At 61.1% G+C, this 24,826-nt stretch carries 23 protein-coding genes and 1 tRNA gene; 3 read left to right on the top strand and 21 right to left on the bottom strand.

Annotation, left to right across the window (positions count from 1 at the left end):
- Positions 1-335: 335 nt before the first annotated feature.
- The 5 genes from K5Y35_RS05800 to K5Y35_RS05780 all read right to left on the bottom strand — a co-directional run bounded on the left by K5Y35_RS05800 (position 336) and on the right by K5Y35_RS05780 (position 4,547).
- On the bottom strand, positions 336-1,571 hold the full coding sequence (locus tag K5Y35_RS05800) for a methyltransferase (protein WP_222833863.1): 1,236 nt from the start codon (positions 1,569-1,571) through the stop codon (positions 336-338).
- The gene (locus tag K5Y35_RS05795; protein ID WP_003220713.1) at positions 1,552-2,241 is read right to left on the bottom strand and encodes an ABC transporter permease; all 690 of its coding nucleotides are present in this window, start codon (positions 2,239-2,241) and stop codon (positions 1,552-1,554) included. Before K5Y35_RS05795 ends, K5Y35_RS05800 begins: the two co-directional genes overlap by 20 nt.
- Positions 2,238-2,933, bottom strand: coding sequence for an ABC transporter permease (locus K5Y35_RS05790; protein WP_186748402.1), 696 nt, complete (start codon positions 2,931-2,933; stop codon positions 2,238-2,240). The genes K5Y35_RS05795 and K5Y35_RS05790 overlap by 4 nt, the downstream gene beginning before the upstream one ends.
- A gap of 77 nt (positions 2,934-3,010) precedes the next feature.
- Positions 3,011-3,760 (bottom strand): ABC transporter substrate-binding protein, encoded by a 750-nt coding sequence (locus tag K5Y35_RS05785; protein ID WP_123470618.1) that lies wholly within the window; start codon positions 3,758-3,760, stop codon positions 3,011-3,013.
- Between the two features lie 13 nt (positions 3,761-3,773).
- A complete protein-coding gene (locus K5Y35_RS05780) occupies positions 3,774-4,547 on the bottom strand; it encodes an ABC transporter ATP-binding protein (RefSeq protein WP_128614608.1) in 774 nt (257 codons plus the stop codon).
- A 554-nt stretch (positions 4,548-5,101) separates the two neighbouring features.
- Between K5Y35_RS05780 and gabP the strand changes: the two genes are divergently transcribed.
- Entirely contained in the window at positions 5,102-6,493 is a 1,392-nt protein-coding gene (gene gabP, locus K5Y35_RS05775; RefSeq protein ID WP_222833862.1) for a GABA permease, read from the top strand.
- Positions 6,494-6,563: 70 nt separating this feature from the next.
- On the opposite strand, the gene K5Y35_RS05770 is transcribed toward gabP, so the two are convergent.
- Genes K5Y35_RS05770 through K5Y35_RS05755 form a run of 4 tightly spaced genes read right to left on the bottom strand, consistent with a single transcriptional unit; the run spans position 6,564 to position 9,558 of the window.
- Positions 6,564-7,016, bottom strand: a complete 453-nt coding sequence (locus K5Y35_RS05770; RefSeq protein ID WP_222833861.1) for a hypothetical protein — start codon at positions 7,014-7,016, stop codon at positions 6,564-6,566.
- 6 nt (positions 7,017-7,022) lie between these two features.
- Positions 7,023-7,436 (bottom strand): hypothetical protein, encoded by a 414-nt coding sequence (locus tag K5Y35_RS05765; protein WP_123470626.1) that lies wholly within the window; start codon positions 7,434-7,436, stop codon positions 7,023-7,025.
- Between the two features lie 28 nt (positions 7,437-7,464).
- Positions 7,465-8,439, bottom strand: a complete 975-nt coding sequence (locus K5Y35_RS05760) for an alpha/beta fold hydrolase (protein WP_222833860.1) — start codon at positions 8,437-8,439, stop codon at positions 7,465-7,467.
- Between the two features lie 60 nt (positions 8,440-8,499).
- Positions 8,500-9,558, bottom strand: coding sequence for a YhcG family protein (locus K5Y35_RS05755; protein ID WP_222833859.1), 1,059 nt, complete (start codon positions 9,556-9,558; stop codon positions 8,500-8,502).
- Between the two features lie 259 nt (positions 9,559-9,817).
- Between K5Y35_RS05755 and K5Y35_RS05750 the strand changes: the two genes are divergently transcribed.
- Positions 9,818-10,267 carry a carboxypeptidase regulatory-like domain-containing protein gene (locus tag K5Y35_RS05750; RefSeq protein ID WP_222833858.1) on the top strand — a complete coding sequence of 150 codons (450 nt, stop codon included), beginning with the start codon at positions 9,818-9,820 and terminating at the stop codon, positions 10,265-10,267.
- Here K5Y35_RS05750 and K5Y35_RS05745 read toward each other — a convergent pair.
- The 12 genes from K5Y35_RS05745 to K5Y35_RS05695 form a co-directional block, all read right to left on the bottom strand.
- Complete coding sequence (locus K5Y35_RS05745; RefSeq protein WP_128614603.1) at positions 10,264-10,611, bottom strand: hypothetical protein; 348 nt, start codon at positions 10,609-10,611, stop codon at positions 10,264-10,266. The genes K5Y35_RS05750 and K5Y35_RS05745 overlap by 4 nt on opposite strands.
- A gap of 102 nt (positions 10,612-10,713) precedes the next feature.
- Positions 10,714-12,192 carry a PLP-dependent aminotransferase family protein gene (locus K5Y35_RS05740; protein WP_222833857.1) on the bottom strand — a complete coding sequence of 493 codons (1,479 nt, stop codon included), beginning with the start codon at positions 12,190-12,192 and terminating at the stop codon, positions 10,714-10,716.
- 29 nt (positions 12,193-12,221) lie between these two features.
- On the bottom strand, positions 12,222-13,646 hold the full coding sequence (locus K5Y35_RS05735; RefSeq protein WP_123470631.1) for a transporter: 1,425 nt from the start codon (positions 13,644-13,646) through the stop codon (positions 12,222-12,224).
- A gap of 17 nt (positions 13,647-13,663) precedes the next feature.
- Positions 13,664-14,278 (bottom strand): glutathione S-transferase family protein, encoded by a 615-nt coding sequence (locus K5Y35_RS05730; RefSeq protein WP_222833856.1) that lies wholly within the window; start codon positions 14,276-14,278, stop codon positions 13,664-13,666.
- Positions 14,275-16,065, bottom strand: coding sequence for an FAD/NAD(P)-binding protein (locus K5Y35_RS05725; RefSeq protein ID WP_222833855.1), 1,791 nt, complete (start codon positions 16,063-16,065; stop codon positions 14,275-14,277). Before K5Y35_RS05725 ends, K5Y35_RS05730 begins: the two co-directional genes overlap by 4 nt.
- Complete coding sequence (gene sbnB, locus K5Y35_RS28125) at positions 16,059-17,090, bottom strand: 2,3-diaminopropionate biosynthesis protein SbnB (RefSeq protein ID WP_410055911.1); 1,032 nt, start codon at positions 17,088-17,090, stop codon at positions 16,059-16,061. The genes K5Y35_RS05725 and sbnB overlap by 7 nt, the downstream gene beginning before the upstream one ends.
- A gap of 6 nt (positions 17,091-17,096) precedes the next feature.
- Positions 17,097-18,071 carry a 2,3-diaminopropionate biosynthesis protein SbnA gene (gene sbnA, locus K5Y35_RS28120; protein WP_410055910.1) on the bottom strand — a complete coding sequence of 325 codons (975 nt, stop codon included), beginning with the start codon at positions 18,069-18,071 and terminating at the stop codon, positions 17,097-17,099.
- A gap of 416 nt (positions 18,072-18,487) precedes the next feature.
- Positions 18,488-18,563 (bottom strand) — tRNA-Phe (locus K5Y35_RS05715).
- Between the two features lie 103 nt (positions 18,564-18,666).
- Positions 18,667-18,939 carry an oxidative damage protection protein gene (locus tag K5Y35_RS05710; protein WP_008024947.1) on the bottom strand — a complete coding sequence of 91 codons (273 nt, stop codon included), beginning with the start codon at positions 18,937-18,939 and terminating at the stop codon, positions 18,667-18,669.
- Positions 18,936-20,003: an A/G-specific adenine glycosylase gene (gene mutY / locus K5Y35_RS05705; RefSeq protein WP_186748387.1), complete on the bottom strand. Its 1,068-nt coding sequence runs from the start codon at positions 20,001-20,003 to the stop codon at positions 18,936-18,938. Before mutY ends, K5Y35_RS05710 begins: the two co-directional genes overlap by 4 nt.
- A complete protein-coding gene (locus tag K5Y35_RS05700; protein WP_222833854.1) occupies positions 20,000-22,225 on the bottom strand; it encodes an AsmA family protein in 2,226 nt (741 codons plus the stop codon). Before K5Y35_RS05700 ends, mutY begins: the two co-directional genes overlap by 4 nt.
- Positions 22,226-22,303: 78 nt before the next feature.
- The gene (locus tag K5Y35_RS05695; protein WP_186748385.1) at positions 22,304-22,708 is read right to left on the bottom strand and encodes an acetyl-CoA sensor PanZ family protein; all 405 of its coding nucleotides are present in this window, start codon (positions 22,706-22,708) and stop codon (positions 22,304-22,306) included.
- A gap of 320 nt (positions 22,709-23,028) precedes the next feature.
- Here K5Y35_RS05695 and K5Y35_RS05690 point away from each other — a divergent pair, with 320 nt between their 5' ends.
- Complete coding sequence (locus K5Y35_RS05690; protein ID WP_123470640.1) at positions 23,029-24,693, top strand: OFA family MFS transporter; 1,665 nt, start codon at positions 23,029-23,031, stop codon at positions 24,691-24,693.
- Positions 24,694-24,826 lie beyond the last annotated feature (133 nt).

Raw genomic sequence — 24,826 nt, 5'->3', positions numbered from 1 at the left:
CCTGCTGGTCGGATTGTTCTTGTTCGTCTGTGTGCTGCCTGCACGGTGTGAGCCTGTATAACAAGGGTGAAGGGCAGGCGCAATTTCCCGCTGAAACGGTCCGTGATTCGGCGGTTATGTCATTTCGATCTGAGGCTTATGCACAACGGGAAGCAGCGTAGCGCGGTGTGGCGGGGATTTTGTGGACGCGTTCTCATTTTGTTCGCAAATCCCTGTTTTACAGGTTTTTTATTTATGTGAACAAAAAATGACCAAGCCGGTTAAGGGGCTGCGACGGCCGTAAATATTGGATCCGTAGCAAATCCATCAACAGACTTATCCACAGGCTGTAAAGTTTAAAGGCGCTCAGCGAGCAGCATCAAATTGCGCGGGGTCAATGGGCTATTGCAAAAGGTGCCAAGGCGCACGGCATATCCCTGTTGGACGAGGAACAGTGCGCGATCGAGATTGAGCCAAAGCTCCAGCGGCCGCCGGAACAGTCCGCGCAGCAATTCCAGGTTGCGCACCTCGGCCAGACGCTGCCAGGCGGCAGCTTCCAGTGCCGACCAATCTGGCGAGCCGACTGGGGATAACTCTTTGAGGGCCGCCAGATCGCGGCAGTAGTCAGCGAGCGGCTTGTCCAGCCAGGCGCTTGGAAGTGATGGCGTGGGCAGGTATTCGTCGACTCCGCGCAGTTGCCGTTGCAGCAGGTCGAAAGCCAGCCGTCGGGCCATAGATTTGTCGCGCTGACGTCGGACGCGTGCACCGGCGGTGACGGTTTCGCTCAACGGCAGTGCCAGATCTTCCAGCGAGAGCTGGAGGAGCGATCCCGACCCCGCTGCGGACAACGGCTGATATTCGTGATGGCGGATGCGGTTGTAGCAACACGGCGCGATTGCCAGTTGTCGGCAACCGGTGGTGCTGGCCAACTGCATCAATCGCACGTGCAGATCGCCACATGCGTGGAGGGCGACGGGGGTGTGGGTGGCATCCAATAGCGCTGCTGCGTCCGCTGTCATGACATCCTGCTCGACATGCAAGGCGTTCAGATGATGGCGCTGACTCAATGCCTGACCGCTGGCGACCAGCAACGGATCGTACTCAACACACGTCAGGTCTTGTCCTTCGCTGAGCAAGCGCCGCCCCAGATGCCCCTTGCCCGAACACCAGTCCAGCCAATGCGTGGGGGTTGAAGCGAAGGACAATCGGCTGGCAAACGCCTCGATCTGCTGCCACTTGCGCCCCGGCACATCGACGTTCAAGCGGTGACCTGCCGCTTCCAGCGCATGGCCCGGTAACTCGCCGACGGCACTTAATTGAGCTGACAACACCGCCAGTGAAGCGAAAGGCTCTGGTGCACCGAGGAGATCAGCGGGGAAGTTGTGAGCGTTTTCCGCCTCTTCCAGTGAACGCCCGCGTAGCCATGCGGCCAGTTCGGGGTAGGAGGATTCCCAGGGAAGCTGCAGATGAGTGAACGGTCGGGGTTTCCACAGCGCCTGTTGCGCCGTAAGAAAGCTATCCAGCGCCGTGAAGCGGGCGAGTAGCGCCTCGCCCGTCAGCACGTGGGAAGTTTCAGCGCCCCTGGCAGGCATCGACGCGCAGCCAGCGCTCCAGCAGCTTGAAGCCGCGCACCAGCACGTAGGACATCAGCAGATAGAACACACCGGCGGCGAAGAAGATTTCCACCGGCAGGTAGGTACGGGCGATGATCGTGCGGGCCATGCCGGTCAGCTCCAGCAGGGTCACGGTGCTCGCCAGCGCGCTGGCCTTGAGCATCAGGATCACTTCGTTGCTGTAGGCCGGCAGGCCGATGCGCGCCGCACGCGGCAGCATGATGTAGAACATCGCCTTGGGTTTGGACATGCCCAGCGCCCGCGCCGCTTCGATTTCTCCGGGGGGAATCGCCTGGATCGCACCGCGCAGGATCTCGGCGATGTACGCCGCGGTGTGCAGGGTCATGGTCGCGGTGGTACACCAGAATGGATCGCGCAGGTACGGCCACAGCGCGCTGCTACGGACCGCGTCGAACTGCGCCAGGCCGTAATAGACGAGGAACAGTTGCACCAGCAACGGCGTGCCACGGAAAAAGAAGATGTAGGCGTAGGGTAAAGCGCGCACGTACCACAGCTTCGAGGAGCGAGCGATGCCCAGCGGAATGGCCAGTAACAGACCGGCAATTACCGCAATCGCTACCAGTTCCAAGGTCAGGGTCGCGCCCTGCGCCAGTTTCGGCAGCCACTTGATGATCACTTCCCAGTTCATGAAGTGCTCCTCGCAAAGCCGCGAGCGGCGCGTTTTTCCAGGAAGTGCATGCCGGTCATCGCCAGCACGGTGAGGCCCAGGTACATGACCGCGGCCACCAGATAGAAGGTGAACGGCTGTTTCGACACGGTCACGCCGATCTGCGCGTGGCGCATGATTTCTTCCAGGCCGATGACCGACACCAGCGCGGTGTCCTTCATCAGGATCATGAACAGGTTGCCCAGGCCCGGCAGGGCGATACGCCACATCTGCGGCATGATCAGTTTGGTGAAGATCCGCCATTTCGACAGGCCCAGGGCCACGCCGGCCTCACGGTGGCCCTTGGGAATGGCGAGGATCGCGCCGCGAAACACTTCCGTGGCATACGCGCCGAAGCACAGGCCCAAAGCAATAACACCAGCGGCGAAGGCGCTGAGTTGCAGGTCGGGGTTGCCGAAAAATTCACCGAGGCTGCGCATCAGGTTGACCGTACCGAAGTAGATCAGCAGAACCCAAAGCAGTTCCGGGACGCCACGCACCAGGGTCGAATACGTGCCGCCAAGCCACTGCAGCGGCTTGTACGGGGATGTCTTGGCCAAGGCGCCGAGCAGACCGAGTACCAGTCCCAGGCACAGGGCCGTCAGCGCCAGTTTGACGGTCATCAGCGCACCGGCGGCGAGGGCCGGGCCGAATCCGTAGAGGTCGATAATCATGGATTTCTTTTCAAATCGCGGCAGGCAAGGCCGGGAGTCGGCGCCGTCGAATCACGGCGCCGGTCCCGCAGGTCAGATCAGTAGATGCTGAACGGGAAGTACTTGTCGTTGATCTTCTTGTAGGTACCGTCGGCGACGATTTCCTTCAGGGCGGCGTTCAGCTTCTCACGCAGCGGATCGCCTTTACGTACAGCGATGCCGATCTTGTCGCTTTCCACGACCGGGTCGCCCTTGAACTCGTAGGCTTTGCCAGCATCGGTTTTCAGCCAGTCGTAGTTGGCGTACTTGTCGGCGAGGATCGCGTCGACACGACCGGAGGTCAGGTCGAGGTAGGCGTTTTCCTGGGTGTCATAGAGTTTGACGTTGAGATCGCTGCCGTAGTTGTCTTCCAGCCAGGTGCCGGCCAGCGTGGCGCGCTGGGTACCGATGGACTTGCCCTTCAGCGAGTCCTTGTCGGTTTTGAAGTCGACGTTTTTCGGTGCAATGAACTGCAGCTTGTTCGAGTAGTACGGGTCGGTGAAATCCACCGCGCCCTTGCGCTCGTCGGTGATCGACAGCGAGGAGATCAGGAAGTCGAACTTCTTCGCGTTCAGGGCCGGGATGATGCCGTCCCAGTCGGAAGTGACTACGGTGCACTCGACTTTCATCTTCGCGCACAGGGCGTCGCCGATGTCTTTGTCGAAGCCGACCACGTTGCCGCTGGCGTCTTTGTTGTTGAACGGCGGGTAAGCCGCTTCGATGCCCATCTTCAGGGTCTCGGCCATGGCACCGGCGCTGAACGCGAGGGTGACGGCGGCGGCCAGGAAGACCTTTTTAAAATTCTGCATGCATGTTGCTCCGTTAGCGGTTGCTGGACATGAATTGTTTGCAGCGCGCCGAAAGCGGGTTTTCGAACACCTGCTGAGGCGATCCTTGCTCTTCTATAAGGCCCTGATGAAGGAACACCACTTCGCTGGAGACCTGACGGGCGAAACCCATTTCGTGGGTCACGAGCAGCATGGTGCGGCCTTCTTCGGCCAGTGCGCGGATGACACTAAGTACTTCCTGAACCATTTCCGGGTCAAGGGCGGAGGTGGGCTCGTCGAACAGAATCACCTTCGGCTGCATCGCCAGGGTGCGGGCGATGGCCGCGCGTTGCTGCTGACCACCGGACAGCTGCGACGGATACGCGTGGCGCTTGTCGGCGATGCCGACCTTGGCCAGCAGTGCTTCGGCGACTTCGATCGCTTCGGCCTTGCTCTGGCCGAGTACGCGGCGCGGGGCTTCGATGATGTTGTCGAGCACGCTCATGTGCGGCCACAGATTAAAGTTTTGAAACACAAAACCAATCTCGGAACGCAGGCGATTGATCTGCTTGCCATCAGCGGCAACCAGTTCGCCATTTTTGGCGGGCTTGAGCTTGAGTTCTTCACCCGCCACCAGAATCTGGCCCTGGTGCGGGTTTTCCAACAGGTTGATGCAACGCAGGAACGTGGACTTGCCGGAACCGGAGGAACCGAGGATCGAGATCACATCGCCGTCGCGGGCGGTCAGCGAGATGCCTTTGAGCACCTCAAGCTGTCCGTAGCGTTTGTGCAAGTTGCGGATTTCAAGCGCGGGCGTGGCCTCAGCCATGTGCGTTCCTCATATATTTTGCGCTCCTGCTGTTGGCGGGCCTTCCTGGCGAGGCGGCCAAGCTAGCATAGCGTTTCAATGGCAGCCAACAGCGCTACGAGCGGTAAGCGGATGGCGTGTGGCAGGTTGTCGCATCGGCACAGCAGACTGTCGCCCCATCAACAACCGAACGGGTGTTTGATCGTGCAAACCTTTGGGCGTCGCGTAAAAAAAGGCGCGATGTTGCCAGCTTTGGCGGGGTGTTGGAAGCGCTATCCGGCCGAACGTTCCTCAATTGCCCTTTTATTGTGCATCCCACACTTTTTCAGTGTGTTTCTGGTGCGCTGTTTCGTTTGAAAAGTGAGTCGCAGGGTAACGCTCTGGCGGATTGCCATTAAATCCAAGGACTTGCGATGACTGTCCGGTCGCGCGCAAAGCCGCAGCACAGAAGAGTTTGAAACATTTTGGCGCAAAACTTGCGTGCAGAATAAGGAACGCCCCGTTGGTTTCTTTTTACGAGAAAGAAAATGCCAGACGGGCCGGACGCAATCGCTTTCCTTGCAAAGGTAGTTTCGATGAGCAGTACCCCAAGCTCCAATAGCCTCGAACAGGGGCTCAAACCGCGTCATGTGACCATGTTGTCGATCGCCGGTGTAATCGGCGCCGGTCTGTTCGTTGGCTCCGGCCACGCCATCGCTGCCGCCGGCCCTGCCGTGCTGCTGGCCTACGCCGCCGCCGGCACCCTGGTGGTTTTAGTGATGCGCATGCTCGGCGAAATGGCCGTTGCCTCGCCGGACACTGGCTCCTTCTCGACGTACGCCGACCGTGCCATCGGGCACTGGGCCGGTTTCACCATCGGCTGGCTGTACTGGTGGTTCTGGGTCTTGGTGATTCCACTGGAAGCCAACGCCGCCGCAACCATCCTGCACGCGTGGTTCCCTGATGTCGGCATCTGGGCGTTCGCGCTGGTCATCACCCTGTTGTTGACCGTCACCAACCTGTTCAGCGTAAAGAATTACGGCGAGTTCGAATTCTGGTTCGCACTGATCAAAGTGCTGGCAATCATCGGCTTCATCATCCTCGGCCTTGCGGCGATCTTCGGCTTTCTGCCGAACAGCCAGGTCAGCGGTGTTTCGCATCTGTTCGACTCCGGCGGCTTCCTGCCCAACGGCATGGGCGCGGTACTGGGCGCGATCCTGACTACCATGTTCTCGTTCATGGGTACCGAAATCGTGACCATCGCGGCCGCGGAGTCGAAGAACCCGGGCAAGCAGATCTCCAAGGCCACCAACTCGGTGATCTGGCGGATCGGTCTGTTCTACCTCGTGTCGATCTTCATCGTCGTGGCCCTGGTGCCGTGGAACGATCCTACGCTGGCTAACCTGGGCTCCTACCAGACCGTGCTTGAGCGCATGGGCATCCCGAACGCCAAGATGATCGTCGACATCGTGGTGCTGGTTGCTGTAACCAGTTGCCTGAACTCGGCGCTGTACACCTCGTCGCGGATGCTGTTCTCCCTCGGCAAGCGTGGCGACGCCCCGGCCATGTCGACCCGCACCAATAAAAGCGGTACGCCTTACTGGGCGGTCATGCTGTCCACTGGCGCAGCGTTCCTGTGCACCTTCGCCAACTATGTGGCACCGGCTGCGGTGTTCGAGTTCCTGCTGGCCAGCTCCGGCGCCATTGCGCTGCTGGTGTACCTAGTGATCGCGTTCTCGCAACTGCGTATGCGCAAACAGCGCATGGCCCGTGGCGAGAAAATCGTCTTCAGCATGTGGCTGTTCCCGGGCCTGACCTACGCGGTGATCATCTTCATCGTCGCGGCCCTGACCATCATGCTGTTCCAGGAAGCGCACCGCGTGGAAATCCTTGCGACCGGCCTGCTGAGCCTGTTAGTGGTGGCTGCCGGCCTGCTGGTGGCCCGCCGTCGCAAGCTGGAAAAACGTGGTGCGGTGGTGCTCAACTGATCCGTAGCGCGTAATGCAAAACGGCCGCTGTCAGTGATGACGAGCGGCCGTTTTTGTTTGGCAGCGGGGTTTATTCGCTCTTGTCTTCCTGCGTGTCCATCGACTTGCCATAAGTATCCAGCGCAACCCCGAAATCGGTGATGAACTGCGGCTCGTTCAGCCAGGCCTGGGCGGTTTCGATGTCCATGCCGTCGGCCCACATGCGGTAGTCGATCAGCATGTCGGCGGCCAGGTGGGTGGCGGCCATGCCTTCGTTTTCAGCGTTTTCCATGTCCAGCAGTTCTGGATGGTCAACGATGATGAACGCCAGTTCACGCAGCAGCGTCAGCAGCATCTCGTTGCGGCTGACGGCTTCGGCGTCGCGCATTTTGCTGAACATTGCCAGGGTGTAATCCGGGATCGGCTCGGCGAGGTGGCCGAGATCGTCGTCCTGCTCCAGTGGCTTACGCCCGACCATGCGGATGTGCTTGGCTTTGGCCTTGGCGCGTTTGGCGCGTTTCTGTTGCTTGTTCAGGGATGCCATGGGAACTCAGTTCTTCTGTTGGGTTTGCGCGGCGATCGCGTCGGACGCCGCCACATAGTCGGCCTGGAAGGCCGGGGATTCGATCCACGCCAGCGCGCCGGCTTCATCGGTTTCTTGCGACCACTGGCGGTACTCGATCAGCGCGGCGAGGATGAAGTCCATCGCGCCTTCTTCGCCTTCCTGCTCAAAGACCAGCTCCAGCAACGGGTCTTCGAGGAACGCGGTGCACAGGGCTTGCTGGCTGATCTTCTCGGCGTCGATCATTTTCTTGAACAGCTCGGTCAGGTCCACCGATTCGAAGTCGATGCGATCGTCGTTCGGGTCCAGTTCCACCGGCGCTTCGGCGCGTTTGGTGCGGTTCTGCTTGGCCTTGGTCTTGGCCCGGGCGGCGCGTTTTTGCTGTTTGTTGGCGGAGGCCATGGTGTGTTCCGTCGTGCGTTGAAAGGGCTCAGCTGCGCGGCACAGTCCGCCCGGGTGTGTCGGGGGCCAGTGCGCCGGTGTGCAGCCAGGTCAGAGCGATGGGCCATAGTGTGGCTTGGTATGCGCTGCGAAAAAAGGCGAAATGTCCGACTTGTTGTTCGCCGATGTCCTGCGGTTCGATGCGCAGGTGGGTTTTCGGTGCGTTGCTGAAGCAGGCGAGCAGGCGTTCGATGGCTGCAATGGTGCCGTAAGGATCATCGCTGATGCTGATTGCCAGGGTCTGGGCGCGAACGTTGGCGAAGGGCAGGCTGCCGGTTTTCTTGATCAGCGCCCGACCGCTTGGACGCCGCTCATATCGTGCGGTGGGCGTGCTCCAGTCGTGCACGACACCGGCGGGCGTGTCTTCCAGCCAGCCGAGGCGTTTGCCGGGAAAGTAACCACAGATCCGCGTCATCAGCGGCATCAACAGATGCCATTTGCCGAACATCCGCCAACGCTGCTCGGGCGCATAGTCACGCCAGTAAGCGAACTGCGCGCCGACCGTCACCAACCGACGAATGACCTGCCCGGATTCGCCCAGCCCCGCCGCGCAACCGCCAAAACTGTGGCCGACCACGTCGATTGGCTGCCCGGGGAATTCCCGTTGCGCACGCATGAGCATCGCTTCGAAATCCAGTGCGCCCCAATCGGTCCACGACGCCTGCAGCCCTTTTAGCGAGTCGGGCCGTGATTCGCCGATGCCGCGGTAGTCGTAGATGATCACGTCGAACCCATTGCCGAACAAATAGGCTGCGAAGCGTGAGTAGTGGCGACAGCGCACCGAAGTGGCTGCGTTGATGATGACCGCCGGGCGCTGGATATCAGGCAACGCCTGACGCCATGTGAAACCGCCAAGTACAAAGCCGTCGGCGGCGGCTTCCTTGAAGGGCTCACCTTGCACTGCCGTCGAAGTCGGCGACGTTGACTGACTGTGTTGCCTCGCGGGCGTGTCCTGACAGCTCATGACGCTCGACCTTGGCGGGTAAGTTGCCAACGATAGTCCGCACAGCGTGCGGGAACAATTCTATTCAGTGGATTGAGTGAGCATGCGTTCTTCGATCAAAGCCTGTTCGCGATTGAGTTCGGCGCGTAACTCTTCCTCACTCGGCAGTATCGTCTTGTAACTGCTGGCGAACAGTTGCTCATTGCCCTTGAGCATTGAATAGCGCGCCACGGAGTCGCTGCTTTCGGCACACAGAATAATCCCGACGGTCGGCTTGTCACCCTCGCTGCGCTTGAGCTCGTCGTACATGCGCACATACATGTCCATCTGTCCGACATCGCGGGCGCTGAGCTTGCCGCGTTTGAGGTCGATGATCACAAAGCATTTGAGCAGGTAGTTGTAGAACACCAGGTCGATATACAGATCGACGCCATCGGTACTGATGCGTTGCTGGCGAGCGACAAAGGAAAAGCCTTTGCCCAGCTCCAGAAGAAAGCCTTGCAGGTGGTCGATCAGGGCTTGTTCAAGACCACTTTCCCTGACCTTGCCCGCCGAGGGCAGACCGAGAAACTCGAGCATGACCGGATCACGAATGAATTCCCGTGGTGTGCATTTCATTGCTGCGATGTGGGTGCTGTCTTCTTCAATCACATCGGCCTTGTCCGGACTCATGAGAAGCCGCTCGTAGTAGAGCGTGAGGATCTGGCGATCGAGGGCGCGGCTGGACCAGTTGAGGTTGGCGCATTCTTCCATGTACCAATGGCGCGCTTTTTCGTTTGCAACCCGTAACAGCCGCCGATAGTGGCTCCAGCTCAATTCGGAACGCACTGTGTTCCAAATTGGAAACAACTGATAAAAGCTGCGCATATAGCGCAGATTTCGATCATCAAAGCCCTTCCCGAACTGCGCCGTCAGATCCTTCGCCAACAGGGCCAGCAACTGCTTGCCATAGCCTGCCCGCTGCGCGCCTTGCTGTTCGAATTCGACAATATGTCGGCCAATCTGCCAGCAGGTCTGGACTTGAATCGTGTCGACGGCACGCAGCACTTTTTGCCGCGCCTGGCGAATCAGTTCGCCCAACTCCCCCAGCAACGAATCGATTTTCGGGTCTTGCGTGTCGGCAGGTTTCAGCTGGCTCATCGGATCTTCCGCATTGTTGAAAACAGACGCAAAAGGATGCCAAGCGTCGCCGCGCAGGTATGTCGGGCAACACGGTGATCTCGGAAGGAAGACGGGACGGCTGTTGCAGGACGTTGCAGTTGAAAGCCTCGTCGAATGGCAGTGGTCTGTAGTCCTTTTCGTACATGCGCCAAGTGCCAATCAATCTAAAACAGCCACGAATACACAAAATCTAAAAGGCGTAACGGTTGGGTTCTACAGGAACCCGGGAGTCGTCATCATGAAACGCGTTCTTTCATTCATGCTGCCCATCGCCGCGCTGGCTGCACTTTTGTTTCCGGTGATGTTGCAGGCCGCCAGTCTCGAGCCCATCGACAATGCGGGTGTGCAGGTTCAGCAGCAACAACAGAGCGGTATCCATTATCTGGCCGGCGGCATCGGTGAAGATGAGGCGAAGGCCATACAGCAGACCCAAGGCTACAACCTGCACATGACCTTTGCGGTCGGTGCGCAGGACGAGTACACCGCCGACGTCGATGTCACGATTCAAAAGGCGCCGGGGCAAACCGTACTGACCCTCAGTCAGACCGGCCCGCTGGTGTATGTGCAATTGCCACCCGGCAAATACACCGTGGTGGCCACGCGTAAGGGCGAGACCCGGCGCGATGTCACCGATGTCGGCGGCGCTGCTGCGCGCAATCTGGTGTTCCACTGGAACGACAACAGCTAGTGCGTTTTGACCTTGCGCTTTGCCGGGGCTGCAGGCCGGGATAGCCGTGTGATCCAGTACCATCCCGGCCCTGCGGCCAGAAGCAGCAGGGCGAAGAGTCCCTGCCAGACCATGTGAAACCAATACAGGCGCGGTTGGGTCGCGAGGGTGTAGGTCATGGCCGGCCCGCCGCGGTTGATCAGGGTGATGGAGCCTTGCACCAGCCCCTCGATAACCAGATAAGCCAGCAGCCCACCGAGACCTGTCAGAAACACGCTGAACAGGATCGTCAGGCACTTCGACAGGTGGCTTTCGCGATAGGGTGGCGGGTGAGGCAGGACTACGCGGCGTCGTTTCTGGTTCATCAGCAGATGACCCTCTTCCGTAAGGGGCGGCCAAGGTAGCGCGGATCGCGTTTGATCGAAAGGCACTGAGATTGACGAGATCACACGTGCCGCCGCTCAGGCTCAGGAGAGCACAGTGTCCTCGCGTGCCTGAGCCAGTGGCAGACGCCCGCTCGGCTGCTCGCCGGCAAGATGCGCGCATTCGGCGATCACCGCGAGAATCTGCATCACCCCCGGCGACAGCGTGGTGCCCAGGCAAATGCGCAGCCCTGTGGAAGGATGCCCGTCGGCGAAAAAGATTCCGCTGCCGGCAACGTGACAACCGCGCTCGCTGGCCAGCCGCTCCAGTGCCGCCATGTCGGTGTGCCCGGGCAGCTTGATCCAGTGAATGAACCCGCCACGCGGCGGCACGTAGACGGTTCCCGCAGGAAAGTCGCTGCGCACCAGCCCTTCGACATGGTTGGCCAGTGAGGACAGTTGCGACCGCAGCCGCGCGCAATGTTCCTCCATGTAGCCGCGGCCGATAAATTCATTGAGGACATTTTGCGCAAGGCTGGACACCGCCAGGTTGCGCGAAAACATCTGCGCGAGGATGGCTTCCCGATACTTGCCCGCCACACACCAGCCGACGCGATAACCCGGGGCGATGGTCTTCGAAAAGGACGAGCAGTAAATCGTCTGGCCGCTGCTGTCGTAGCTCTTGATCGCGCGCGGGCGCTCTGCTTCGGGCACCAGATCGAAAAAGATATCGTCTTCGATAATCGGCACATCGGCTTCGCGAGCGACTTGTGACAATCGGGCACGGGTCTCGTCGGGCATGATGAAACCGCGTGGGTTCTGCAGGGTCGGGTTGAGAAAGATCACCGACACCTTTTTCTGTTTCAGCGCTTCTTCGAGGTGATCGACATCGATGCCCGACTGGCCGTGGGTGCGAATCGGCAAGGCGCGCATGCCCAGACGCTCGATGGTTTGCAGAATGCCGTAATAGGTCGGGGTTTCGATGGCGACCGTCGCGCCTCGCGATGCGACGGCTTCGAGTGCCAGTTCCAGGGCAATGGTGTCGCCGGAAGTCACGAGCACATCGTCCGGCCCGCAGACGACGCCACGGGTCAGCATCAGTCCGGCGATGCGTCGACGTAATGCAGGCAGGCCGGGAGGTGCAACCAGCCCGGTCAGCGAGTTGTCAGCCTTGGCGGCCAGCACGGAGAGGCACTTGTTCAGCAGTACATGAGGCGTGAGGTCGCTGTGCAGGACCGCGGAGCTCAACGATGCGGTGGTGCGCGAGGCCGCCTGGGACAGCATCGCGACGACTGCATGGTTGACGTTGACGGTGACGCTGGAGAAATCGAAACAGGCAGCCGGTTTGGCCTGCCCGGACGCCGAGACGAAATAGCCGACACGCGCAACCGTTGTCACATAGGCATCGGCCTCCAGATCGGCCAGCGCGCGTTGAACGGTGGTGATACTGGTTTCAAACATCCGCGCCAGGGTGCGGATTGACGGCAGTTTCGATTCGGCTGCCCAGTCACCACTGTCGATCTGGCGAATGATCCAGTCCTTGACTATTCGCCAGCGCTTGTCCGGTAAATCAAACCTGTCCATAAGTTCTCTTGGTCATTTCTGGAAACACTTCACAGAAAGTAAAGTAAAACGACCCCCGTTGCAGCAACAATGACGATGTTCAGCACAACCAGTCCGAAGGCGAAGCGGATCAGGCTGTGTTCCTCCTGGCGGTTGGCGCCTGCCAGCCCGGTGATCAGCGACAGAATCGAAAGCGAGCCCAGCGCACCATGGCCGGCGGCGCTGTTGACCATCGCCGCGAGCCACGCGCCGTGTTCACTGGTCAATGCTGCGATGGACGGCATCACGAGGGTGTTGCCACCGACGTTGGAGCCGGTGACGTAGCCGGCAATCCCCGCGAGCAAGGCAATGGTCGGTGCCAGGGAAATCCCCGACAGCGATTGCAGGGTGCGCTGCGCCTCGACCAGAAACCCGGCGTTGACCATCACCTGGGAAAGCAGCAGGAACAGGAAAATCGTCGTCACCGGAAATTTCGCCCGGTTGAACAGAGCACGCCACGGGAAACCGTTAGCAGCGCTTTGTTTGCTGGCCATCAACAAGGTGACGATCAGCAGCGCCAGTCCTGGCGATGCCAAGGGTTTCCACGACACGTGCTCGCCCTTGATGATCCACAGCGCATCCCAACCGGACAGCACGAACACCGCACGGGACGCGACGATGACGCCGAGCAGGGCCAGATACGGCCAGGCCGCACTCGGCCAGCGCACCAGTTTGCCGCGCTGCGAGAACGAGATGCCGAGGCCGACGCACGCGACCGTCAGCCCTGCCAGCACGCCGGAGACTTCCGGGCCGACCCACAGGTTGATCGAGTACAGCACGGCGATGAACAGCGCCGTCACCAGCAGCAACCCGAGCCACGGTGCCACGCTGCGGATGCCGGCCTGCCACAGGGCGATGGCGGCGAGGCAGAGGAACACCGGCGCACTGATCAGGGCCGAGTGGCTGCCGAGCGTTTCCGCGGGCAAGTGCGCCAGCAGTCCACCGATCACCGTCGCCAGGCCGAGGGTGCCCCACGGCATGATGACCATCCCGGCCAGGGCGATTTTCATCCCTGCCTGGCGGCTGAACAGGCCCATCAGCAACGGCACGGTGGCGATCAGCGAAACGCCGAAACCGGTCATGGCTTCAAGCAGCGGTGCCAGGCCGAGGACGATGAAAATGACCTGCGCCGGTGGTGTCCAGCCCAGTTCCTTGACCCAGGCGCCGATGGCCTGGGGGGCACCGCCGCGCTCGACCAGAATGACGAACGCCAGCCCCGGCACGATTACGCACGCGGTGCTGAGAAACAGAATGGCGGTGTCCTGAAAGATCGCCGAGGTGATGGCCGAGGAAAACGGCCCGGCAGCGCCCAGCCCCCACAACACGAACACCAGCGCAGCGCCTGCCAGCGCGGCCTGCACCGGTGGCCGGCGGATCACCAGAATCAGCGCGATTACCAGGCCGATGGGCGACATTTGCAACAAGAGCGAAGTCATACACAGTTTTCCTTAACTTAATCGTGAGTCTGCCCGCTGTACTCGGTCGCCCGCATCGACGCCCGCTCACAAAAAGTCTGATACCACTCGTTCAGGCGCGGGTGCGCGCTAAAGTCCGACAGCTCGCGAAAGGCGATCCAGTCGAGGGCGGTCGCCAGGGCGATGTGGCCGAGGGTAATCGGGCCATTGAGGTCGATGTGCTCCTCGATGAAGCGATAGGCCTCCTTGAGCTTGTAGGCCTGGCCGTCGGCATAGGCCGGGTAACGCAAGGCCTTCGGGCGGCGCTCGACTTCCCAGCGCAGCTTGATGCCGACATCGCACATGCCTTGCGCCAGGGCCTGCAGACGCAGCGCCTTGTAGCGCTCGGGGCCGCTCGGCGGGATGAATTTCGGCCCGTCGCTCAGGTCGTCGAGGTATTCGCAAATGACGATGGAGTCAAACAGCGCCGTGTCGTCCGGCAGCATCAGCACTGGCACCTTGCCCAACGGGTTGGCCTTGTAGATGGTCGCGTTCGGCGAGGTCGGGCTGGTCTCGTGGTGGATGACCTCAAGGCTTGAAGCGATCCCCAGTTCGTGGGCAAGCACCAGCACTTTGCGGGCGTAGGGTGAATGCGTCTGGTAGTAAAGTTTCATGCTGGAGTTCCTGCTTCAAGAATTGCCGCGGCCGCTCGATGGGCGTCCATGAACAGGCGCGAAGGCGCACCCGCCGAAGTGACGTAGTGGTTGTAGTAGCAGGAGCCCTCGGCGAGTGGCCCGAGTACCCAGAGGTTGCGAACCGCTTCGCCGCGGATTGATTTGGGGTGGCAAGCGGCGTCGACGTCGATGCCGTCGATGCGTGCCTCTTCGGTGCGTGGGCGGATCAGCCCCAGGCGCGCGAGATCGCGCACCGGTGCGCAGTCGCTGTTGATCACGCCGCTGCCCTGCACATAGCCGGCGACGCGGCGGTAATGCTCGGTCGCTGGCGCGGTGCCGGGCATGAGGAAGGTCAGCAGACCGGCATCGCACAGGGCAAGCAGGTCGGCGTGGCGCTCCTTCTGCGGGCCCGCCACGAGGCGGTTGATCGCCTTGTGCCAACGGCCATAGAACTGACGATGCGAGGCCTCGGTCAGGCCGTCGAAATCGACGGCCTGGCGCAAGCGGTCACGCAGATCGCGCCAGACTTCGATGGCGGCCTTGATCGCCGATTCGCCGCGTCCCACTCGCGACTCGTGCAAGTCGGCCTCGAGCGCGTGATAGATCCACGAGTGATAATTGTGCGCGGTCACACTGGCGGGCAGCGCATGGCAGATCAGCGCCAGTGGATCTATCGAACCACTGGCGGCTTCGTATTCGCGCAGCAACGCTTCGCAAGCGACGACACCGGCGGTCCCGGCCGTGCTCACCGTCCTGAGGCGGCTCAGCACTTCGCGATGCCGCTCGGCGTCAGATTGAGCGTGCAACACGGCGACAGCGGCGGCACGCATTTCCACCAGCATGAGCGGCAGAATGTCCTGCTCGAAGTCCAGTTGCCCGTCCTTGGCGTCGGCCCGCAGCGCGTCGATGCGCGCCGGGGTCAGGAGCACGGCTTGATGGCGTGGGCAGTCGGTCAGGCCATTGGGCCGCGTGCGGAAGGGCAGGCCGTCGCGTGACTGCACGTAAATCACCGGCTCCTGGCCTGAAGGGTGGTAGACGTGGCTGGCGTCGGCGCGGCGAGTGTATTGCCCGCCGCGTCCGGCGGTCAGGGCGGCCAGCGTGTCCATGGCGCCCAGCCCGAGGCCCTCGAGCAGAATGCTTTCGCCCGGTTCGATGCGGTCGAGGCTGCCTGGCAACGGATAGATATTGCCGATGCGCTGGCGATCGGCGGCCTGCACCCGACCGGTGTGGCCGACCGTCAGGATCAGTCGGTCCACCGTGATTTCGGCCCCTGCTGGCGTTTTCAGGCGGTAGCGCTTGCCATCGACCGAGTCGACGGCGGTCACGGCCTGGTGATGCAGGCGCACGCTGACCCACTGCGGCGCGGTCGCCAGAATGCGCGTAAAGGCATCGGCCAGATAAGCGCCGAGCAGATGCCGTGGCAGAAAGTCCTGGGCCTGGACCTCGCGGCCTTCACTCGCCAGCAGCCCGCTGTCGGCATCGACCTTGAGGTTCTGCTCGCGGCACCATTGCAGGAAGTCCGGCCCCGAGCGTGCTTGCGCCTGCGGCAGATCGCCGAAGGCTGCCGCATCGGGAAACACGCCCAGTTGCCCGGCGACGGTGTTGAGCAGCAGGTAGTCCGGTTGATCGGGCCAGTGCGCGCCGCAACCGTGCACGTTGGGCTCAAAGATATTGAGCACCACCGGTTGCTCGGGGCGCGTTTCGCTGAGGCTCAGCAGCCGTTCGAAGATCGACAGGCCGCGCGAGCCGCAACCCACCAGGCCGATGTGCAGGGGCGCCTTCACCATCTGCGCTCCTCCCCGAAAAACGACGGGATGGCAACGGCCTGACCTTCCTTGACCGCGATGTCGTGGACCATACGGCCGATCGCCAGGTCGAGAATGCCCATGCCGAACGGCGAATAGATCAGCGGTTTGTCCCGGCTTACCTGCAGGTCGCCGCGAATCAGCTGCGCCACGGTGCCGGTGACGAAGTCGCGATGGCCGTACTTCTGCTCGGCCAGATGCGGCGAGGTATTGGCTTTCAGGCAGTGGGTCACGTCATCGAAGTAGTTGTAACTTTCTTCGATGATTTCCGCACCGATATCCCGCAGCGAGATATTCAGCACGATCTGCCCCGGACGGAATGTGCCGTTGCCTTTGACGTAAGGCTCACCGGCACTGGTCGCGAACACCACGATGTCGGCGCTCAGGGCATCGGCCAGCGGCACGATCTGCACCTGCGGCACCGCGAGCTGCTCAGCAAACGCTGCCAGCGCTTCGGCCGATTCAGTATTGAGGTCGTGAATTTCGACACGGTCGAACGACCAGTCGTCGCTGATGAATGTTTCGAGAATGTTGCGCGCAATCACCCCGCCACCCACGATCGACAGTCTTGGCGCACGCTTGTTCTGGCCATTGAGCCACCAGGCGCCGAGCACCGCCGACGCTGCTGTACGCACGGCGCTGATCAGTGCGCCTTCAAGAAGGGCGTAGGGATAGCCGGTGTCCGGATCGTTGAGGATCAGCACCGCAGAGGCGCGGGGAATCCCCGATTTGATGTTGTCGGGGTAGCTGGCAATCCATTTGATCCCGGAGACCGATTGATCGCCCTCGCTGTCGACGATCGCCGCCGGCAAGGCAATGATCCGGTTCGCCGGCTGCTCGGGGAAGCGCAGGAAGTAACTGTCGGGGTTGACCGTCTCGCCCCGCTCGTGGGTCAGGTAGGTTTGCGCCACCAGCTCGATAGCGTCCTGGCGCAGGCCGTTGAGGATGTTCTTGACCGCAGCGCCGGGCACCACATGGAAGGGTTGAATCGAGGTTTGAGTCGTCATTGTGTTTTACGCCGAAAGTGCCAGAGCGGGTTCTGGGAAGAGAGGTTGCAGCGCCGCAGCGCCGAGACGCTGGGTCACCCAGTCGTCGGAGTAGATGGTTTCGAGGTATCGCTCGCCCATGTCGGGTGAGATCGCCACGACGACGTCGTCGGGGCGGATGTGCGGCGCCCACTGCTGCACGCCGGCGAGGACGGTGCCGGTCGAGCCGCCGAAGAGCAGGCCGTAGCGCTGCGCCAGCCAGCGGCAGACCTTGATCGTCTGTTCTTCAGGGATGGACAGAAAGTCGTGGATGCCGGCCGGTTCGAAAATCTCCGGGCGACGGCTGGTGCCGAGCCCAGGGATATGACGCGGGCCACCCGGCAGGCCGAAGGTGACCGAGCCGACGGTATCGACGGCGATGACCTTGGTGTGCGGGTGGTGTTCGGCGAAGTAGTTTTTGCAGCCCATCAGCGTGCCGGTGGTACCGGCGCCGACGAACAGGTAATCCACTTGTGGAAACCTGCGCGCGATCGACCGGGCCGTCGCTTGATAGTGGGCGAGGGGGTTGGTCGGGTTCTTGTACTGATTGAGCCAGATGTAGTCGGCGTTGTCGGCCACCAGTTGCTCGATCAGGCGAATGCGCGAATTCAGGAAACCGCCGTTTTCGTCGCGCTGATCGACCATGATCATCTCGGCGCCGAGGGCATGGATCAGTTTCCGGTTCGGCGCGGAAATGTTCGGGTCGATCACGCAGACAAACTTGTAACCGTTGGCCGCGCAAACCATCGCCAGCGCGACCCCCAGATTCCCTGAAGACGACTCGACCAGACGGGTTTTATGGGTAATCAGGCCCCTGACTTCCAGATCGGTAATCAGTGCGTGCGCGGTTTTCAGCTTGATCGAGCCGGCAGGATTCAGTCCTTCGATTTTCAGCTGGATCGTTGCGCTGCACAGATCGCCAATCTGTACGTAACTCTCTTCGTTGATAAGTTGCTTGATCATACGTCGTCCGTTTCGCTCTTTCGCCGGGCGCGCAGGGGCCCGGCATTCATCCTGGAATGTTTGAAAAGCAGTAATTGCCGTTCGCCTGTTGAGTGTTTTTAGATTTTTTAGCTGGACAGGAAGTGACCTTTCGGTGGACGCCGATCTATTCAAAAAATCAGGTTTTGCGCTCTGAGGGCCGCAGGAGCCCAGAGTGTTGCGGGGCGCACAGTAGAGCCAGTCATTGGCTCGCCAAGGCTTGGCGCCATAGTGGCGAAATGGTCTATGCAGGGAGAGATACAGATTTTGGGTATTTTTCAGTACAGCCTGGAGGGGAGGTGTATCGAGAGCGGAGGGCTGACGGGGCGAAGAGGGGGGGAGGCTGAATCGCAGGCATAAAAAAACCCTGAATCTTGCGATTCAGGGTTTTCGGTATTTGGTGCCCAGAGACGGAATCGAACCGCCGACACGGGGATTTTCAATCCCCTGCTCTACCGACTGAGCTATCTGGGCAACGGGGCGCATTAAAAGGGTTTTTCGGATTTACGTCAACGACTTTTTTAAAATTTCTTAAATTAATTCCGTCGCTTACGATACGACCCCCGATTTTGCGGGGTTACTCAGCAGGCGGAACGTAGCCTTCAGCCTTGGCGTATTCCTCGCCGGAGAAGTACTTGTCCATTTCGCCCTGAAGATATTTGCGATCTTCAGCGTTCATCATGTTCAGGCGTTTTTCGTTGATCAACAGGGTCTGGTGTTTTTGCCAGTCGGCCCAGGCCTTGGCCGAGACGTGATCAAAAATGTCCTGGCCTTTGGCGCCCGGGAACGGAGCGCGCTCCAGGGCGGGCAATTCTTCTTTGTACTTGCGGCACATGATGGTGCGGGTCATGACGACTCTCCTGCGTTCAATACGGCGGCCGCGCGCTCGAGCAAGGTTTTGACCGGGGCGGCAAGGCCCAGGCGCGGCGGGGTGGCGAGGTTATACCAGAGCCAGTCGGCCTCGGCCACGTGGTGGCTGGCCTCCTGCACCTGAACCAGCCAGGGTTCGATGGCCAGCTGGAAATGGCTGAATGTGTGGACAAGGCTCGGCAGCGCCTGCTGCTCGCCCATGGTCAGCGCGTGCTGATCGGCGAGATGTTGCAGGTCGTCGAGATCATCGAGTTCCGGCAGGCTCCACAAACCGCCCCACAGACCGCTGGACGGGCGCCGGTAAAGCAGAATCGCGCCGTCGCCGTTGGCGAGCATCGGCATCAGCGTGCGCTTCTGCGGGATGGCCTTGCGCGGCTTGGGGATCGGGTAGCGGGTTTCGAGGCCGAGCATGTGCGCTTCGCAGCCGCGTTCCAGCGGACACAGCAGGCAGCTCGGTTTGCTGCGGGTGCACAGCGTCGCACCCAGATCCATCATCGCCTGCGTATAGGCGTTGACCCGGTCGTGCGGCGTGAAGCGCTCGGCAGTGGCCCACAACTGTTTGGCGACCTTCGGTTCGCCGGGGTAACCCTCTTGCGCGGTAAACCGCGCCAAAACGCGTTTGACGTTGCCGTCGAGGATCGGCGCGCGCAGGCCCATGCTGATGCTGGCGATGGCGCCTGCGGTGGACAGGCCGATGCCCGGCAGCTCCGTGAGCTTTTCGACGTCACGGGGAAACTCGCCACCGTACTGGCTGACAACGATCTTCGCGGTCTTCTGCAAATTGCGCGCGCGGGTGTAATAACCCAGCCCGGTCCACAGGTGCAGCACTTCGTCTTCGGGCGCTTCAGCCAGCGCTTGAACCGTCGGCAGCGCGGCCATGAAGCGGTCGAAGTAATTGAGCACGGTGCTGACCTGAGTCTGCTGCAACATGATCTCCGACACCCACACCCGATATGGGTTGATGCCTTGCTGCCAAGGCAAATCGTGGCGGCCGTGGCGGTCGAACCAGTCCAGCACCGCCGAGGAAAACTGCTCCGCTCTCATCGCTTGAACAGCCCCTTCAATGCGTTTTTCAGTTCCGGGCTGACTTTGTCGCCCAGTTTCTCGTCGAGCTTCTCGCTGAGCTTGTCGCCGGCCATTTTTGTCGCGACCTGGCCCAGGCGTTCGTTGTCCACGCGGCAGGCCTTGGCGCCCAGTTCCAGCGGGCCACGGCAGCGCAGCGGCCATTCGATGCCGACGAATTTCTCGCCGACCTGGCAGGCCGGGTCCGGCATGGCACTGGTGTCGCCTTCGACGATGATGCCGACGCGGTAGTCCATGCCGAGTACGCGCAGGTCGATATCGCCGTCACCGTTAACCGTCATGCCCGGGATGCGCACCTTCAGGTCCGGGTTGCTGGCGATGCCGTTGCGGAACGTCAGGTTGCCCTTGAGCTCCTGGAACGGGGTGTCCTTGCCCCGTGGCTCGCCGCTGAGGGTTTTGCGGTTGAGGGTGGCGATGCCTTTGCACAGCTGCTGTTCAAGGTTGGCGTTGAGCAGCACGCCGTTGTTGATCACGAAACTGGCGTTGCCGTTCAGGGTTTCGATCAGTGCCTGCTGGCTGTTGCCGCTGCCGGTGAGATTGCTGGTGAGGGTCACCAGACCTTTGACCGGCGGGTTCTTGCCCTGGCTTTCGAGGATTTTCTCGACGGGCACACGGTTGATTTTGGTCGTCAGGTTCAACACCGGTGCACTCGGGCGCACATCGAGGGTGCCGCTGGCCTCGAAACCGCCGTTATACAACTCACCGCTGAGGTTACTCAGGGTCAACAGACCGCCCTGGCCGCTGGCCTTGAGTGCGGCGTTCTGGATCGGCAGTTTGTCGAGGGTCAGTTGGCCGAACGTCAGATCGGCATCCACATCCAGTTTGGCCAGACGCTCGACCGGCAGCAGGCGCTCGGTGCTCCAGGCGCTCTTGCTCGGTTTTTCCGGCAGCGGCGTGGAACCGGCACCGGCCATGGCATCGGCTTCGGTGCTGGCAACTTCGGCTTGACGCACTTGCGTGGCGTTTTTCGCCTGGTCCGATTTCGGCGGCAGGTAACGGTCGACGTTAAAGGTGTCGGCTTTGAGGGTCGCGCGTAGCGACTGCCTGGCGAAGTCCTCGACGGCAATGCGACCGCTGAAGCTGCTGTCGTCGAGTTTGAGGTTGATGTTGTCGAGGGCGACGCTGGTCGGAGTGGCCGCCACGCGGCTGACCAGTTCGACCTTGCTCAGGCTGCCTTCGGCCATCGCCGGCAGTTTCTGACCGATGCTGTCGACGAACTTCGCCAGATCGAACTGGGCGATCGACAGGCCGCCGGTAATCTGCGGCGTCTTGTCGAGGTCATTGGCCTTCAGTTCGCCCAGTGCGCGCAACTGGTTGGCGGAGATCTTGATCCCGGTCCATTCGGCGACGTTCGCCGCTTTATCCAGCAGCACCTGGCCTTGAGCGGAGAAGGTCATGGTCTTGCCTTGCAGCGGATCGCCGGTCAGTTCGCCGGACAGTTTCATGTCCTCGAACTTGTAGCGTTGCAGGGCGCGCTCGATGCGCAGCTCGCCATTGAGTTCGGTGCGCACCCGCAGCACAGGCTGATTGGTGCTGAGGAACGCCGTGGCTTTGAGCGGAATGTTGGTCGAATCATGTACCGCGCCGGTGCTCAGCTGGATGCTTTCGGCGCTGAATTGCTTGCCGGTCTGCTCGTCGTTGTATTCAACGCGGGCGTTGTTGACGGTCAGGCTGTCGATGTCGAGGCGGATCGGCTGCGGCGGTTTTTCCGGCTGCGCGGGGGGCTCGGCAGTCGGTGCGCTGGCGGGAGCAGGGCTGCCGGCAGGTGCGGCGGGCGTCGGCAATTTACCAATGTCTTCCCAGTTGCCGTGGCCGTTCTTGTCGCGTTTCAGGCGCAGGTTCAGGCCTTCGACCCGCACATCGCTCATCTGTACTTCACGGCGCAACAGGGGCAGTACGCGTACGGACAGGCCAAGCATCTGCAGATCGGCATACGGTTCGGCAGGATTGATCAGCGTGGCGACGCTGGCTTCGTGCAGTTCCAGGCCGAGCCACGGGAACAGGCTCCAGCCGATATCGCCATTGAGCGTCAGCTCGATGTGGGCCTTGTCACGGGCTATCTGGCGAATCTCGTCTTTATAGTCGTTGGGATCGAAGAGGTGGGTCAGGGCAAAGCCTGCCGCCACAATGATCAGCAACAACCCGAGAAGTACCAGACCCAGGATTTTGCCGAACGCTTTCATGGGCGAGTCCTTGTAGTTAGTCGAATTCGTAATTTAGCCGGGGAGTATAGCGCTGCATCCACCCGGTTCGGGGCGCCGTCATGTCGCTATTACTTCCAGTGGCACGTGCAATTTGGCCGCCAGCGCCTGCGCTTCAAGGTGTCCGGCGGGTGCCAGCAGGCGCAGTTCCGCCCCCGCTTGCGACGCCATTTTTTGCGCTTGGTTCACCAGCCGCTCGGCAACTCCGCGACGCCGGGTGATTTTTCGCACACATAAATGGGACAGATGCCAAACGCCGTGGTGCCTTGTCAGGCGCCCGGCACCGAGCAGGCGATCATTGAAACGTCCGGCAATCAAACAGCCGTCAGCGAGGGCGTTTTCGATCAGATCGGCCGCGCCGGTGAACGGTGCGAACAGCCATTGCGGCGCATCACGATAGATTTTCTGCAAATCCTGCTGATCCTGATAACTGGCGTCTTCAAGCGTTTGAACGATGACAGGCATGATTTTTCCGTTTGTGAAGCGCTATGCAGGAGCCGCAGCAGGCCGCGATCTATTGCCGTTGGTGATTTCAAGAATGATCAAACGATCGCAGCGTTGTGCGGTGCCTGCAGGTAAGGAGATCAGGTGACATGAAAAAAGGTGATATCAGTTTGGTTTTTCTGTCACGTGCAAATGGTAACCTTCGCCCGTTCGTCCGTCCTTCTGCGACTTAACGTCGCGCCTTCAAGGAGCTTCACCCAAAAAAACGGTCATGCCTGCGTGCATAAAGGCCGGGGGTGAGCAGTGGCTGGCGAACCATACTAATAATTGGGGGATACACAATGAGCACGAGCATCACGGCGGACGGCCTTCGCGCCGACCAGCCCGCGTTCCTGTCCAAGGAACGCATCATCGCCAAGCCCGGTTTCAACCGCTGGCTGGTACCACCGGCCGCTCTGGCCATCCACCTGTGCATCGGCATGGCCTACGGTTTCTCGGTGTTCTGGCTGCCGCTGTCCAAGGCGCTGGGCGTCACCGCTCCAGTGGCTTGCGCACCGGACATGAGCTTCATCGCACAAGTGTTTTCGTCGCAATGTGACTGGCCGATCTCGATGCTCGGCTGGATCTACACCCTGTTCTTCATCTTCCTCGGCTGCTCGGCAGCTATCTGGGGCGGCTGGCTGGAACACGCCGGCCCACGCAAGGCCGGTGTGGTATCGGCACTGTGCTGGTGCGGCGGTCTGCTGATTTCGGCGCTGGGTATCTATACCCACCAGATCTGGCTGATGTGGATCGGCTCCGGCGTGATCGGCGGTATCGGTCTGGGCCTGGGCTACATCTCGCCGGTCTCGACCCTGATCAAGTGGTTCCCGGACAAGCGCGGCATGGCCACCGGCATGGCAATCATGGGTTTCGGTGGCGGCGCGATGGTCGGTGCACCGCTGGCGACTGCGCTGATGAGCCACTTCGCTTCGCCGGCCGGTGTCGGCGTCTGGCAGAGCTTCGTGGCCATGGCTGCGATCTACTTCGTGTTCATGATCGGTGGCGCCCTGGCCTACCGCGTGCCGCCAACCGGCTGGAAGCCTGAAGGCTGGACCGCGCCGGCGAAGAAAGCGTCGAACGCGATGATCACCCACCGTCACGTGCACGTGAATGTGGCGTGGAAAACCCCGCAATTCCGTCTGGTGTGGCTGGTGCTGTGCCTGAACGTGTCCGCCGGTATCGGCATTCTGGGCATGGCCTCGCCGCTGTTGCAGGAAGTGTTCGGTGGCCGCCTGCTGGGGGTTGACGTGCCGTTCGGCCAACTGGATGCCGGGCAACTGGCTTCGATTGCCGCAATTGCTGCCGGTTTCACCGGTCTGCTGAGCCTGTTCAACATCGGTGGCCGGTTCTTCTGGGCGTCGTTTTCCGACTACCTGGGTCGCAAAAACACCTACTTCGTGTTCTTCGCCCTGGGTTTTGCCCTGTACGCATTAATCCCGAACCTCGGTCATCTGGGCAACGTCGCGCTGTTCGTGGCGGCGTTCTGCATCATTCTGTCGATGTACGGCGGCGGTTTCGCCACGGTGCCGGCGTATCTGGCCGACCTGTTCGGTACGCAGATGGTGGGTGCGATCCACGGTCGTCTGCTGACCGCCTGGGCGGCAGCCGGTGTGCTCGGTCCGGTGTTGGTGAACTACCTGCGTGAGTACCAGTTGAGCATCGGCGTTGACCGCGCGGCTGCCTACGACATCACCCTGTACATCCTCGCCGGCCTGCTGGTGCTGGGCTTCCTGTGCAACCTGCTGGTTCGTCCGGTGGCTGACAAGTACTTCATGACCGACGCTGAACTGGCTGCCGAACAGGCGCTGGGCCACGACAAAGGTGCTGATGCGACTACGGTTCTGGAGTGGAAAGCCGCGCCGGGCAGCAAGCCGTTGGCCGTCGCAGCATGGCTGGTGGTGGGGATTCCGTTGGCGTGGGGTGTGTGGGTGACCCTGCAGAAAACGGCGGTACTGTTTCACTAAGTAAAAACGCAGTACCCCTGTAGGAGTGAGCCCTGCTCGCGATAGCGGTCTGACAGTCACAGAAATGTTGATTGCCAGGTCCTCATCGCGAGCAGGCTCACTCCTACAGTTGTTTTTGGGGTGCCTGTAATGG

The organism is Pseudomonas sp. SC3(2021), from assembly GCF_019856535.1.
GTDB lineage: Bacteria > Pseudomonadota > Gammaproteobacteria > Pseudomonadales > Pseudomonadaceae > Aquipseudomonas > Aquipseudomonas monsensis.
This window is presented reverse-complemented; position numbering and strand designations above follow the sequence as displayed.

Coding starts and splice junctions, on each gene's coding strand:
- K5Y35_RS05800 (WP_222833863.1), bottom strand. CDS start 1,571: ATGCCTGCCAGGGGCGCTGAAACTTCCCACGTGCTGACGGGCGAGGCG.
- K5Y35_RS05795 (WP_003220713.1), bottom strand. CDS start 2,241: ATGAACTGGGAAGTGATCATCAAGTGGCTGCCGAAACTGGCGCAGGGC.
- K5Y35_RS05790 (WP_186748402.1), bottom strand. CDS start 2,933: ATGATTATCGACCTCTACGGATTCGGCCCGGCCCTCGCCGCCGGTGCG.
- K5Y35_RS05785 (WP_123470618.1), bottom strand. CDS start 3,760: ATGCAGAATTTTAAAAAGGTCTTCCTGGCCGCCGCCGTCACCCTCGCG.
- K5Y35_RS05780 (WP_128614608.1), bottom strand. CDS start 4,547: ATGGCTGAGGCCACGCCCGCGCTTGAAATCCGCAACTTGCACAAACGC.
- gabP (WP_222833862.1), top strand. CDS start 5,102: ATGAGCAGTACCCCAAGCTCCAATAGCCTCGAACAGGGGCTCAAACCG.
- K5Y35_RS05770 (WP_222833861.1), bottom strand. CDS start 7,016: ATGGCATCCCTGAACAAGCAACAGAAACGCGCCAAACGCGCCAAGGCC.
- K5Y35_RS05765 (WP_123470626.1), bottom strand. CDS start 7,436: ATGGCCTCCGCCAACAAACAGCAAAAACGCGCCGCCCGGGCCAAGACC.
- K5Y35_RS05760 (WP_222833860.1), bottom strand. CDS start 8,439: ATGAGCTGTCAGGACACGCCCGCGAGGCAACACAGTCAGTCAACGTCG.
- K5Y35_RS05755 (WP_222833859.1), bottom strand. CDS start 9,558: ATGAGCCAGCTGAAACCTGCCGACACGCAAGACCCGAAAATCGATTCG.
- K5Y35_RS05750 (WP_222833858.1), top strand. CDS start 9,818: ATGAAACGCGTTCTTTCATTCATGCTGCCCATCGCCGCGCTGGCTGCA.
- K5Y35_RS05745 (WP_128614603.1), bottom strand. CDS start 10,611: ATGAACCAGAAACGACGCCGCGTAGTCCTGCCTCACCCGCCACCCTAT.
- K5Y35_RS05740 (WP_222833857.1), bottom strand. CDS start 12,192: ATGGACAGGTTTGATTTACCGGACAAGCGCTGGCGAATAGTCAAGGAC.
- K5Y35_RS05735 (WP_123470631.1), bottom strand. CDS start 13,646: ATGACTTCGCTCTTGTTGCAAATGTCGCCCATCGGCCTGGTAATCGCG.
- K5Y35_RS05730 (WP_222833856.1), bottom strand. CDS start 14,278: ATGAAACTTTACTACCAGACGCATTCACCCTACGCCCGCAAAGTGCTG.
- K5Y35_RS05725 (WP_222833855.1), bottom strand. CDS start 16,065: ATGGTGAAGGCGCCCCTGCACATCGGCCTGGTGGGTTGCGGCTCGCGC.
- sbnB (WP_410055911.1), bottom strand. CDS start 17,090: ATGACGACTCAAACCTCGATTCAACCCTTCCATGTGGTGCCCGGCGCT.
- sbnA (WP_410055910.1), bottom strand. CDS start 18,071: ATGATCAAGCAACTTATCAACGAAGAGAGTTACGTACAGATTGGCGAT.
- K5Y35_RS05710 (WP_008024947.1), bottom strand. CDS start 18,939: ATGACCCGCACCATCATGTGCCGCAAGTACAAAGAAGAATTGCCCGCC.
- mutY (WP_186748387.1), bottom strand. CDS start 20,003: ATGAGAGCGGAGCAGTTTTCCTCGGCGGTGCTGGACTGGTTCGACCGC.
- K5Y35_RS05700 (WP_222833854.1), bottom strand. CDS start 22,225: ATGAAAGCGTTCGGCAAAATCCTGGGTCTGGTACTTCTCGGGTTGTTG.
- K5Y35_RS05695 (WP_186748385.1), bottom strand. CDS start 22,708: ATGCCTGTCATCGTTCAAACGCTTGAAGACGCCAGTTATCAGGATCAG.
- K5Y35_RS05690 (WP_123470640.1), top strand. CDS start 23,029: ATGAGCACGAGCATCACGGCGGACGGCCTTCGCGCCGACCAGCCCGCG.